Below are 14,180 nucleotides of genomic sequence, written 5' to 3'. Positions count from 1 at the left end.
GGGGGCATATCCGTTGCTGCGGTGAAGGCTACTTAGGGTTCCGCCCTTACGGCGGGTCACTTTTTCCAAACGCCGGAATGCCGGCCCAGCGAAAAGTAACCAAAAAGGCTTTGCCCCGGCGTACGGCCCGCTCGCTGGGGCTCGGGGTACCTTCGTTACGGGACCGATCCGGGCGCAGCGGCTCCGGTTGGCTTCGCTGCACCTACACTCGCTGTGTACGACTGCGTCGTACGGTCGCTGCGCTCCCACACCCGGATCGATCCCGTAACGAAGCCTGCCGAAGGGGCAAAAGATCAAGAGCCAGAGCAAAAGCCCCTCACCCTAGCCCTCTCCCGGAGGGAGAGGGGACTGACCGAGGTGTTCAGGCGAAATACGCCGACTTGCGATATCGAGTCGAATGCAGATTCTGAAAAGCCCGCAAATCGGCTCCCTCTCCCTCGGGAGAGGGCTGGGCGGGCGGCGTTCCGATGAGGGGCGAATCCAACACAGATCCAAAGCAGACCACACGCTTTTCACCACTCAACAATGAGCGCTAGCTCGAGTGCTTTTGATCCACCGGCGACGTCGGAAGGCTGAGTGGAGGGATTGATCCGGGGGTGGGAGCGCAGCGACCGTTCGACGAAGTCGAACACAGCGAGTGTAGGTGCAGCGAAGCAAACCGGAGCCGCTGCGCCCGGATCGATCCCGCAGCGAAGGAACCCGAGCCTGCGAGGGCCGAACGCAGGAGCTAGCGTTTTTTGCTTACTTTTTTTGGCGCTTGTAAAAAAGTAAGTCGCCGTAAGGGCGAAACCGCCAGCAGCAACACCAAAAAAACGGATATTCACCCCATCCAAAAAACCCGCGCAAGCGCCCCACCAACCCTCGAATAAACCTCCAGAACCCCAGGCACCACCGTCCCCAACCGCAACAAATCATGAGTCAACCCGGCACAAACCTCGACCTCGACCTCAACCCCCTGCCCACGCAGCCTGTCGACATAAGCCTGCCCCTCATCCAGCAACGGATCAAACCCGGCAAGCAGCACAATAGCCGGCGCAACCCCGCGCAGATCCTCCGCCAGCAACGGCGAAAAACGCCAATCCAGATAATCCTCCGGCCCTCGCGCATAGTGCTGATAAAACCACTCCAGCGTGTCGTTCTCGAGCAAATACCCCTCACCAAACAACAGCCGCGAATCATGCACCCGCGAAGCATCGGTCACCGGATAACACAACAACTGCGCCTTGGGCGCGATAGCCACCGTGTGCGGCTGCACCACTGCCTGAATCGCCAGCACCGTCGCCAACGTGGCACCCGCGCTGTCGCCACCAAACGCAACGCGCGAACCATCCAGGCCGAGGCTCGCAGCCTCTTCGGCCAGCCAGGCCAAAGCGTCCTCGCCATCCTCCAGCGCTGTCGGAAAGCGATGCTCCGGCGCCAGTCGATAACCGACCGAGAGCACCGCACACGGCGTGCGCTGGCAAAACTCGCGGCAGACGCCGTCGTGGGAATCCAGACTGCCGACCACAAACCCGCCACCGTGGAAATACACCAGCACCGGCAGCGGCGATTCAATACCGTTGGGCCGATACAAACGCAACGCCAGCGCCGCACCATCGCGGGCCAGTGTCTCAATCTCGCTGACTTCAAGATCCTGCGGCGCCGGCCAGCGCAGTTGCGCGGTGGTCTGCTCGAAGGTGGCGCGGGCCTCGCTCGGGGTCAGTTGGTGCATGGCCGGCAGGCCGGCGTCCTGGCTGTCTTGAGCGAGGTCGAGGAAAGCTTCCAGATCAGGGTGTAACGACATCGATAAAAATCCTTGTATCCGCAATAGGACGGGCGCGCCTGGGCAGCGCCCGCGCAAAAGACCGGGCGATCAACCCACCCGCGCCATGCAATGCTCGATCAACGCTTCAAGCTCGCGCTGGTAATCGCTCATCAGCGCATCCATGGTGCCGGCGCGGTAACGCTGGCTGCTGTAGATGCAGCGCAAGGCCAGTTGCCCGTCATAGACCTGGCCGACGATTTCAAGCCAGTTGCCCAGATTCGCCTTGAGGCTGTAGTTGTCGCCGGTCTCCTCCAGTGCCGGCACCAGCAACGCCTGTTCATCGAAGCTCTGGTCGAACTGCCCGAGGTAGTTGAACGTCACCCGTGCCTGCGGCAATGCAGCCAGTTGCGCCGAGATTTCCGGCCCGGCCAGATGACGCAGCACGCCATAGCCGATGCCCTTCTGCGGTACGCCCGCCAGTTGCGCCTGCACATCGATGATCGACTGGCCGATGTCATCGCTGTCCGGGCGCAAACGCACCGGGAACATGCTGGTGAACCAGCCGAGGCTGCGGCTCAGGTCGATCGATTCGAAGAGGTCTTCGCGCCCGTGCCCTTCGAGCAGAATCAACGCCGACGCTTGCTGGCTCCAGCGGCACAGGGCGCGGCTGAGCGCTGACAACAGCAAGTCGTTGATCTGCGTGCCGTACACCGCCGGGGCCTGTTTGAGCAGTTGTTCGGTGTGCTCGCGGGACAGCTTGAGCCGTGCCTGCGCCTGTTGCCGCACGAGGTTCTTGCCGCGCGGGTTGTCGCACGGCAGATCAACGCCGGGCTGATCCAGTTGCTCCAGCCAATAGCTCAATTCCTGCTCGGCAATCACCGGCGCCTGCGCCTGCAATGCCTCGGCAAACGAACGATAACTGCTGGTGCGAATCGGCAGTTGCGGCGCCAGCCCCTGCACGCACGCCTCATAAGCGACTTTCAGATCGTCGAGCAGAATCCGCCACGACACGGTGTCGACCACCAGGTGATGAATCACCACCAGCAAGCGCGCCTGGCCATCCGGCAATGCCACATGCATGACCCGCCAGACCGGCCCGTCATTGAGTTTGAGGCTGCGCTGCGCGAGGTTGGCCAAGGCTTCGACCTCTTCGCTGCTTTGCGCTTCACGGCGCCACAGCACAGCCTCGTCGGACGCGCTGCTGCTATAGCGCTGCAACCAGCGCCCGCCGTCGTTGGAAAAACGCAGACGCAACGAATCGTGATGCTGTTCGATCAAGCCCAGGGCCTGCTCCAGTGCATCCAGATCCAGCGGCTGACGTGCGCTGAGCAGCAACGACTGGTTGTAGTGATGCGCCTCGGCCATGCCTTCGGCGAAGAACCATTGCTGGATCGGCAGCAAATTGAACGCGCCCTCTGCGGCAACCTGTGTCAGGTCCGGCAGCGCTTGCCCAGCGCCCTCCTTCGCCACCTGCTGCTCGACGATGCCGGCGATGGTTTGATAGCGCATCAGATCACGCAGCTTCAGCTCCATCTGCAGGGTCGGGTGGTTTCGCACCCGCGAGATCACTTGCAGGCTGAGGATCGAATCGCCGCCCAGTTCAAAGAAGTTATCGCTGATACCGACCTGCTCGACCTGCAACACCTGCGCCCAGATTTCCGCCAGCAGGCGTTCCTGCTCGGTGCGCGGGGCAACATATTCGTCGCTTTTGAACTCCGGCTCCGGCAAGGCCTTGCGATCGAGTTTGCCGTTGGGCGTGACCGGGAATGCGCTGAGGCAGACGACCTGCGCCGGCACCATGTATTCCGGCAGCGAAGCGCGCAGCCCGGCCTTGAGTTCATCGCCGATGTCTTCACCGCTGGCGGTGACCACGTAGCCGATCAGTTGCTTGCCGGAGGCATTGTCGCGGGCAATCACCAGCGCATCGCTGACCGCCGGCAACTGACGCAGGCTGGCCTCGACTTCGCCTAGCTCGATGCGGAAGCCACGGACCTTGACCTGATGGTCGATGCGCCCGACGTAATCGACCACCCCGTCCGGGCGACGACGCACCAGATCGCCGCTGCGGTACAGGCGCTCGCCAGGGGCAAACGGGTTGGGCACGAAGCGCTCGCCGGTCAGATCGGGGCGGCCGTAGTAACCGCGAGCGACGCCGTAACCGCCGATGTACAACTCACCGGCGAAACCCGGCGGCAGCGGATTCAGATCGTCGTCGAGCACGTACAGCGAACGCGCACCGACCGCGCGGCCGATCGGCGCGTATGCCGCTTCGCACTGCTGGCTGATGGCGACTTTCCAGAGCATCGGCGTGACCACGGTTTCGGTCGGGCCGTAGCCGTTGGTGAAGAACTGCGGACGCAACGCGGCTTTCACCTGTTCGAAAGTCTGTTCCGGCACCGCGTCGCCACCGAAGCAGTAGATGCGTACCGGTGGCGGCGCGATGCCGCTGGCGGCTGCGTACTCGGCCAGTTGCTTGAGATAGGCCGGCGGGAAACAAGCGATGGTCACGCCGTAATCGTGCAGGGCCTGATAGGTCTGCTCCGGCGTCCACAAACAACCGTCGCGGATCACCAGACGACCGCCGCTGTACAGCGTACTCAGCCAGCGTTCGTGAGCGCCGTCGAAAGCGAAGGACATGAAGTGCAGCTCGCAACTGCTCGCGTCCATTTCGTACAACTCGGCGATCGCCTGGCAGTGCATGCTCAGCGGTCCCTGGGTCACGGCCACGCCTTTCGGCCGTCCGGTGGAGCCGGAGGTGTAAACCAGATAGGCCAGGCTCTGCTCATGAACATCGCAGACCGGGACCGCGTCACTGTAAAGACTGCGATCGAGCTGATCGATTTCCAGACGCCGCACGCCGTTAGGCGCCGGCAACGTCGCACGCAGGCTGGTTTGCGTCAGCAGCAGCGCCATGCGCGAATCTTCGATCATGTACGCCAAGCGCTCGGGCGGATAATCGATGTCCAGCGGCACGTACGCCGCACCGCTCTTGAGCACGGCGAGGAAGCTCACCAGCATTTCCAGCGAGCGCGGCAACGCCACGCCGATCACCACTTCCGGCCCGGCGCCGTGCGCGATCAGGCACTGCGCGAGTCGATTGGCCTGCCGCTCCAGTTCGGCGTAGCTCAGGCTTTCGCCGGCGCACTGCACTGCGATCGCATCCGGTTGCTGTTGCGCATGACGGCTGATCAGCTCCGGCAGCAACTGCGGCGCGTGGCGGTGGGAAGGCTCGGCGCTCCAGGCCTGCGCCGCTTGCCATTGTTCGGCGGACAGACGCTGCAAGTTGCCCAGCCGCTCATACGGCGCGGCCATCATCGCCGCGAGGGTGTTTTCCAGGGTCAGGCGAATGCCTTCTACCGCCTCGGCGCTGAAGTGGCTGCGCAGGTACAGGTACTCGATCGACAATTCATCGCCGAGCATCACCGCAAGGTCCATCGGCACGTTGGTCACGCCGTGGCCGATGGATTTGCCGAAGGTCAGCTCTGTGTCGGTTTCTTCCTGCAAGCGCTCGTCGATCGGGAAGTTCTCGAACACCACGATGCTGTCGAACAGCGCCTGACCACCGAGGTTCGACCAGCGCTGCACATCGGCCAGCGGTGCCTGGGAGTAATCGCGAATGTCGAGGTTGTACGCCTGCACTTCGCCCAGCCAGTCGGCCAGGCGCTGATCGGCCTGCGGCGTCTGAATGATCGGCAAGGTGTTGATGAACAGGCCGAGCATGTTGCCGACTTTCGGCAGACTTTCCGGACGCCCCGATACGGTGGCGCCGAAGGTCACCGTCTGCTGGCCGGTGTAGCGTTGCAACAGCAGCAGCCACGCGCCCTGAATCAGCGTGTTGGGGGTGATGCGCAAATCGCGGCAGAACTCCAGCAGGCGCGCGGTTTGCGCCTTGTCCCAATTCGAATAGAGCGCATCGTGACCGGTAACGTCGGCACTGTGGCGCGGGTGCATCGCCTGACTCAGCGCAGTCGGTTCGTTGACCACCGCCAGACGCGCCTTCCAGAACAGCTCTTGGGCATCCTGATCCTGCGCCTGCAACCAGGCAATAAAGTCGCGATAGCGGCCGTTTTCGCCAGTCACCTGGCCCGTGGAATAGAACTGCAAGACCTCGCCGAACAACCGCGAACTGCTCCAGCCATCCATCAGAATGTGGTGGCTGGTCCAGATCATCTGGTACTGCTCGTCGCCCAGCTGCAGCAGGGTCACCCGCTGCAAACGCGCCTCGGACAAGTCGAAGCCCAGCGCGCGGTCGGCACTGGCAAATTCGGCAATCGCCGCCTCGCTGCAGTCCTGCCCACGCCAATCGAGCACCTGCATCTGCAACGGCGCTTGGCGATGCACTACCTGCAGCGGCTTGGCCAGCCCATCCTGCCAATGGAAACTGGTGCGCAGGATCGCCTGACGGACAATGATGAATTCCCAGGCCTTGCGGAAACGCTCCACGTCGAGGCCCTTGATCGGCAGGCTGACCTGTTGCACGTAGAGGCTGCTGCCGTTATCCGACAGCGTATGGAACAGCATGCCTTCCTGCATCGGCGACAGCGGGTAGACGTCTTCGATCAGCTCCGTCGGCACCGGCAAGGCATCGAGTTGCGCCTGATCCAATTGCGCCAACGGGTAGTCGGCGGCGCTGGCGGATTGCGCGTCTGCATGCGAAACCACTGCGGCCAGTTTCTGCACCGTCTGCTGCTGGAACAGGTCCTTGGGCGTGAAGCAAATGCCCTGCTGCCGCGCGCGGCTGACCAGTTGAATCGAGATGATCGAATCGCCGCCGAGGGCGAAGAAGTTGTCGGTCACGCCGACCCGCTCGATCTTCAGAATGTCCTGCCAGACCTCGGCCAGTTGCTGCTCCAGCGGCGTCGAAGGCGCGACGTAATCGCGTTGCGCCTGATTGGCATCCGGCGTCGGCAAGGCCTTGCGATCAAGTTTGCCGTTGGGTGTCAGCGGCAACTGTTCGAGGAACAGCCACTGCGCCGGCACCATGTAATCCGGCAGATGCGCCTTGAGCGCGGCTTGCAGCGCAGCGCTCAGCGCGTCCAGTTGCGCAAGACTCTGATCAGCCTCCGCCGGCACCACATAAGCCACCAGTTGCTGGCCGCCAACGCCGTCCACCGCCAGCACCACGCCTTCGCGCACGCTGGCCTGGGCCAGCAGACGCGCTTCGATTTCCCCCAGTTCGATACGGAAGCCGCGCACCTTGACCTGATGGTCGATGCGGCCGACGTATTCGATACGGCCGTCGTCCATGAAACGCGTCAGGTCGCCGGTGCGGTACATGCGCTCGCCGTTGCTCGCCAACGGGTTAGGCACGAAGCGCTCGGCGGTCAGGCCCGGGCGCAACAGATAGCCACGGGTGATGCCCTCACCGGCCAGATACAGCTCCGCTGCGATGCCGAGCGGAGCTGCCTGCAATTGCCCGTCGAGCAGGTACGCGGTGGTGTTGCGCAGTGGCCGGCCGATATTGGCCGGGCCGCCGAGTTCGCGACGGGTCCAGGTCGAATACGTGGTGTCTTCGGACGGCCCGTACAGATCGTAAACGTGGGCAACCGAAGTCTCGCGGTACAAGGTGTCGACCAGCGCCTGCTTGAGCGGCTCGCCGGCCAGATTGATGATCCGCACACCCGGCGGGATCTGGCCGATGCGTTGTAGCGCGGCAATCGCCGATGGCACGGTGTTGATCAGGCGCACCTGATCACGCTCGGGCAAGTCCGCCAGCTCCAGGGCATTGCGTGCCATGACCATGGATCCGCCGCGCGCCAGGGTGACGAAAATCTCCCACACCGACAGGTCGAAGCACACCGACGTCGAGGCCAGCACGCCTTGCAGATCGTCCTCGCTGTAGACCTCGGCGGACCACTGGATCAGCGCCTGCACGTTGCGATGGGCGATGGCCACGCCTTTCGGTTTGCCGGTGGAACCGGAGGTGTAGATCACGTAGGCAAGATTGGCCGAGTCGGCGCGCGCCGGCAGGTTGTCCGGCGCTTGCGCGGCGAACGCCTCGCCGCCGGCCTCGACCAGCACCACGTGGGCTTCGCTGGGCGGCAGTTGCGCCAGCAAGGCTTGCTGGGTCAGCAGGACTTTCGCCTGGCTGTCGTCGAGCATGTAGGCCACGCGGTCGGCCGGGTAGTCCGGGTCCAGCGGCACGTAGGTGCCCCCGGCCTTGAGCACCGCCATCAGGGCGATCACCAGTTCCGCCGAACGCGGCAGCGCCACGCCGACGCACACTTCGGCGCTGACACCCAGCGTCACCAAATGCCGCGCCAGCTGATTCGCCCGCAGGTTCAGTTCGCCATAGCTGAGGGCCACGCCGGCATGACTCAACGCCAGTGCCTGCGGATGTGCTGCGACCCTTGCTTCAAAGCTCTGCGAGATCAGCCGCTCGGCCGGATAAGCGGCGTGATTGTCGTTCCACTGCGCCAGCGTCTGCCGTTCGGCCTGCGGCAGCAGACCGATCTCGCCAAGTGCCCGCTGCGGCGCTGCAATAAATTGCTCCAGCACTTCACGCAAATGCGCCGCCAGACCAAGCACGCTGCGCTCGGCGAAGTGCTCGGTGAGGTAGTTGAAATCGAGGTTGAGCACTTGGCTGACGCCGGCGATCAGGGTCAGACCGTAGTTGGTCTGCTCGCGGTGCTCCAGACCGGAAAAACGCAGCCCGCCCGGATTGGCCTCCAGCGCTTCGGACACCGGGTAGTTCTCGAACACCAGCAAAGTGTCGAACAGCGCTTCGCCACTCAATGCGGCCAGACGCTGAATGTCCTGCAACGGCGTCTGTTCGTAGTCGCGCAACAGCAGGTTCTTGTCCTGCACGCTGCGCACCCAGTCGCCCACACTGAGGGTGGCCTGCGGACTGGCGATCACCGGCAAGGTGTTGATGAATAGCCCCAGCTGTTCTTCGATGCCCGGCAAATCCACCGGACGCCCGGATACCGTGGCGCCAAACGCCACGGTGGCCTGGCCGGTGTAGCGCTGCAACACCAGCAGCCATGCCGCCTGCACCAGGCTGTTGAGGGTCACCTGTTGCTGACGGGAGAAGCTGTTCAGACGCTGGGTCAACGCTTCATCGAAATGCAGACGATGCATCTGTTTGCCCGGCCCCGGCACGGTGCGTCCGTGGCAGGCGGAGGCCAGTCGGGTCGGCTCGTCGAGTTCGGCCAGTTGCCCGCGCCAGAATTCCTGCGCGGCCGCCTTGTCCTGGCCCTGTAGCCACACCAGAAAATCCCGATAGCGACCCTGCGCGCTCGGCACCGGCTGGCCGGCGTAATCCTGCAGCACCTCGCCGAACATCCGCGAGTTGCTCCAACCATCCATGAGGATGTGATGGCAGGTGAAAATCAGCCGATGGCGATCGTCGGCAGTGCGCAGCAGGCACAGACGCAACAGCGGCGGATTCTGCAGATCGAAGCCGCGCTCGCGGTCGGCCTGCGCCCGCGCCTCAAGCACCGCCGGCAGATCAGCGGCATCGCGTACATCAACTTCCGGCATTTCCAGGGTCAGTTGGCGATTGATCACCTGCAACGGTGCATCGAGGCCATCGCGGCCCCAGATGAAACCGGCGCGCAGCACTTCATGGCGGTCGACCACGCGCTGCCAGGCTTGCTGGAACCGCGCGACGTCGAGGCCGTCGATGTCCAGCAGCATCTGATAGACGTAGGCGCTGGCGTCCGCGTCGTACAGGCTGTGGAACAGAATGCCCTGCTGCATCGGCGCCAGCGGATAAATGTCCTCGATGCGCTGGGCGGCGATCGGCAGGCTGTCCAGATGCGCCTGGGACAAACCGGCCAGCGGCACGTCGGACGGAGTCAGCCCCCCGGAATGACTAAGGCAGTGGTCGATCAATTCGCTCAGCGCCACTTCGTAGGCGCGGGCCAAACCGACAATGGTCGCCTCCTCGAAGACGTCGCTGCTGTAGGTCCAGGTCAGGCTCAACTGGCCCTGATAAACCCGGCCATCGATGGTCAGCCAATTGGCCATCGGCGCGTTTGCGTCCTGACCGGCGCCCTTGTCTTCGGTGGCCGGCCGCCACAAGGCGTCTTCGTCGAAGTTGTTATCGAACTGGCCGAGGTAGTTGAACGTTACCTGCGGTTGCGCCAGTTCATGGAGTGCCGCTTGTGCTTCGGCGGTGCCGAGATAACGCAACAAGCCATAGCCGATGCCCTTGTTCGGGATCGCGCGCAGTTGCTCCTTGATGCCTTTGATCGAGGTTTGCAGACTGGCGTTTGGCGTCAGGCGCACCGGGAACATGCTGGTGAACCAGCCCACGGTGCGGCTCAGGTCGATGTCATCGAAGAGGTCTTCGCGGCCATGGCCTTCGAGCTGGACCAACGCACTGTCGCTGGCGGTCCACTCACACAACACCCGCGCCAGTGCGGTCAGCAGCAGGTCGTTGACCTGAGTGCGGTAGGCCGCCGGGGCCTGTTGCAGCAGCTGGCGAGTGCGTTCGGCGTCCAGCCGCGTGTCGACGCTGCGTTCGAAGCGGTTGTACAACTGGCCCTGCGGATTATCCAGCGGCAAACCGAGCGGAACGTCGCGCAACTGTTCGCGCCAGTAGCTCAGTTCGCTGCCCAGCGCCGCGCTGCGCGCATGTTCTTGCAGGCGCAGACCCCAGTCTTTGAACGCGCTGGTCTTGGCCGGCAGATGCACGCTCTGTCCGCTGCTGATCTGCTGATAGGCGCTTTGCAGATCTTCGAGCAGGATTCGCCACGACACGCCATCGACCACCAGGTGATGAATCACCAGCAACAGACGCTGACTGGCGTCCGGCAAATCGATCAGCGCCGCGCGGATCAGCGGGCCGTTGTGCAGGTCGAGGCTGCGTTGCAGCTCCAGGCACAGCGCTGGCAATGCCGCGCTGTCGTCCAGCGTGAAAGTGCGCAACAACGCTTGTGGCTGATCCGCCGCGCCGTGACTTTGCTGCCAGCTTTGCTCGGTTTGGCGATAACGCAGACGCAAGGCGTCATGCTGTTTTTGCACCTGCGCCAGGGCCTGTTGCAGCGCAGTGGCTTGCAGGGTTTTCGCCGGGGTCAGCAGGATCGACTGGTTCCAGTGATGCCGCGCCGGGATGTCGCTGTGGAAAAAATACTGCTGGATCGGCGTCAGTGGTGCGTCGCCAAGCACCTCGCCCTGCTCCGTCTGCACCGCGTCGCTTTGTTGCGCGACGGTGGCCAGACGCTGCACGGTCTGGTGCTGAAAAATGTCCTTGGGCGTAAAGCGAATGCCGGCCTGCCGCGCGCGGCTGACCACTTGAATCGAAATGATCGAATCGCCGCCCAGCTCGAAGAAATTATCGTGAAGCCCGACCCGCTCGACCTTGAGCACGTCCTGCCAGATCTCCGCCAGACGCTGTTCCAGTTCGCTGCGCGGCGCGGAGTAGGCCTCTTGCACCTGCGCAACGTCCGGCTGCGGCAGCTGCTTGCGGTCGAGCTTGCCGTTGGCGGTCAGCGGCAGCCGGTCAAGGAACGCCCAACTGACCGGGACCATGTAATCCGGCAGGGTTTCGCGCAGGTGCGCCTTGATCGAATCACGCAGCGCGCCCTGCTCGTCCGCGTTCAATGTCTCAACCGGCACGACCCAGGTCGCCAGTTGCTGACCGCTGAGACCGTCCACCGCCAGCACCACCGCTTCGCGCACCTGTGGATGCTTGAGCAGTTGCGCTTCGATTTCGCCGAGCTCGATGCGGAAACCACGGATCTTCACTTGGTGGTCGATACGACCGATGTACTCGATCACCCCGTCGCCGCGCAGGCGTGCGAGGTCGCCGGTACGGTACAGACGCTGGCCGGCCTTGCGGTTGAACGGGTCGGGCACGAAGCGGGTAGCGCTCATGCCAGCCTGATTCAGATAACCACGGGCGAGACCGGCGCCAGCGATGTACAACTCACCGATGCAGCCTTGCGGCACCAGGTTGAGCGAGCTGTCGAGCAAGTACCACGACAGGTCGACAATCGGCGCGCCAATCGGGCTGCTGTGATTGCTGTGCAGATCCGCCAGCGACAATGGCCGGTAGGTCACGTGCACGGTGGTTTCGGTGATGCCGTACATGTTGGTCAGCGTCGGCGCGCGGTCGCCAAAACGCTCGAACCACGGACGCAGAGTCTGCACTTCCAAAGCCTCGCCGCCGAACACCACGTAACGCAGGGCATTGCTGCGCGCAGATTCACAGGCAACCTGCATCAACGGCTTGAATGCCGAAGGCGTCTGGTTCAACACCGTGACGTTTTCATCGCAGAGCAGCGTGTAGAAATCCTCCGGCGAACGGCTGACATCGTGGGGCACCACCACCAGTTTGCCGCCGTACAGCAGCGCGCCGAAAATCTCCCACACCGAAAAGTCGAACGCGTAGGAATGGAACAGCGTCCAGCTGTCCTGCGCGCCGAAATCGAACCAGTGCGCGGTGGCGCTGAACAGGCGCATGACGTTGCCGTGCGGCAGCAACGCGCCCTTGGGTTTGCCGGTGGAACCGGAGGTGTAGATGACGTAGGCCAGATTGTCCGGCGTGGTCAGGCATGGCGGGTTACTCGAGATGCCGTGTTCCGGCGCCTGATCCAGATCGAGGCAGACCAGCCCCGGCGGCAGCGGCAATTGCCCGAGCAAATGGCCCTGGGTCAACAGCAATCGAATACCGCTGTCGTCGATCATGTAGCCCAAGCGGTCATCCGGGTAGCTCGGGTCCAGCGGCACATAGGCGCCGCCCGCTTTCAGCACCGCGAGAATGGCGACGATCATGTCCAGCGAACGCTCCACCGCCACGCCGACGCGCACGTCCGGGCCGACGCCCTGCTCGAGCAGCGTATGCGCCCACTGGTTGGCGCGGCGATTGAGTTCAGCGTAGGTCAGGCGTTGTCCTGCGAAGGTCACGGCCACCGCATCGGCATGCCGCTCGGCCTGGGCCTCGATGGCTTGCTGGATGCACTGGGTCAGCGGTTGTTCGATCAGCGACGGATTCCATTGCGCCAACAGCTGTTGCTGCTGGCCGGCGTCGAGCATCGGCAATTGGCCGATGCACCGGGTCGGCTCGGCGACGATCGCCTGCAACAGCGCGGTCCAGTGTTGCGCCAGTCGCTCGATGGTCGCTGCGTCGAACAGGTCGGTGGCGTACTTGAGTACCGCTTCGATGCCGTGCGCCTGTTCGGTAGTGTTGAGGGTCAGGTCGAATTGCGCGGTCTGGCTCTGCCATTCCAGCGGTTCGATGTTCAGGCCGTTAAGGCGCGTCGCAACGCTCGCACGGCGCTCGGCCTGGTGGTTGAACATCACCTGGAACAGCGGACTGTGGCTGAGGCTGCGGCCCGGCTCCAGCGCTTCGACCAGTTGCTCAAACGGCAAGTCCTGATGCGCCTGCGCCTCCTGCGCCGTCTGATTGACCTGACGCAGCAGCTCGACAAACGGCAGCTCTGCGTCGACATCCGCCTTGAGCACCTGGGTGTTGACGAAGAAGCCGATCAGCCGCTCGATTTCCACTCGGCCACGGTTGGCCACCGGCACGCCGACACGGATGTCGCTTTGCCCGCTGTAGCGATGCAGCAAGGCCTGAAACGAAGCCAGCAGCAACACGAACAGGGTGACGTTTTCCTGCCGGGCAAACGCTTTGAGGGCATGGCTCAGCGCCGGGTCGAGAATCAGGTTGTGGCTGGCGCCGGCGAAGCTCTGCTCCACCGCGCGCGGGCGATCCAGCGGCAGTTCCAGTACCGGTTGTTCGCCGCCGAGCTTGGCCTGCCAGTAGGCCAGTTGTCGCTCCTGCTCACCGGCCTCCATCCACTGGCGCTGCCACAACGCGTAATCGGCGTATTGAATCGGCAGGGCCGGCAGACCGGCGTCGTGACCGAGGTTGAAACCGGCATAGAGCTGCACCAGTTCCTCGATCATCACTTGCAGCGACCAGCCATCGGAAACGATGTGATGCAGGGTCAGCACCAGCACATGCTCAGCGGGGTTGACCTGTAGCAGCGCGGCTCGCAGCAACGGGCCGTGCTGCAGGTCGAAAGTCTTCTGGCTCTGGGTCTGGACGAAAGCCTGGATCGAACGCTCCGGGTCATTCGCCAGATCAGCGCTCAGGTGATGAATATCGAGGGTAAAAGGTCCTGCGGGCAGGACCACTTGCAAGGGTTGCGCGCTGTCTTGAGAGAACACCGTGCGCAAGGTTTCGTGGCGCTCGATCAGCGCCGCAATGCTGCGTTCCAGTGCCGGCACATCCAGCGGCCCCTGCAAGCGCAGGGCCGTCGGAATGTTGTAGGCCGCGCTGTGCGGTGCCCACTGCCACAGGAACCACTGGCGCTGCTGAGCGTAGGACAGCAGCAGCGGCTCTTCAGCCGCGCGCTTGAAAACCGGGGCAATGTCAAAGAGGTTGACGCCTTTCTGCTTGAGCAGAACCGCCAGAGCCTTTCTTTGCTTAGCCGAAAGTTGTCCTACCGACTCGATTAACTCTTGCACGCGTTTTTCCCTC

2 protein-coding genes are annotated in these 14,180 nt (G+C 63.4%); both read right to left on the bottom strand.

Features of this window, described 5'->3' with window-relative positions; all coding sequences use genetic code 11:
* Positions 1-820: 820 nt before the first annotated feature.
* The gene (locus NF676_RS09935) at positions 821-1,783 is read right to left on the bottom strand and encodes an alpha/beta hydrolase (RefSeq protein WP_252887632.1); all 963 of its coding nucleotides are present in this window, start codon (positions 1,781-1,783) and stop codon (positions 821-823) included.
* A 69-nt stretch (positions 1,784-1,852) separates the two neighbouring features.
* Entirely contained in the window at positions 1,853-14,167 is a 12,315-nt protein-coding gene (locus NF676_RS09930) for a non-ribosomal peptide synthase/polyketide synthase (protein WP_252887631.1), read from the bottom strand.
* Positions 14,168-14,180: the final 13 nt, after the last annotated feature.

The sequence above is a fragment of the Pseudomonas siliginis genome, assembly GCF_024072275.1.
Taxonomy (GTDB): Bacteria; Pseudomonadota; Gammaproteobacteria; order Pseudomonadales; family Pseudomonadaceae; genus Aquipseudomonas; species Aquipseudomonas siliginis.
This window is presented reverse-complemented; position numbering and strand designations above follow the sequence as displayed.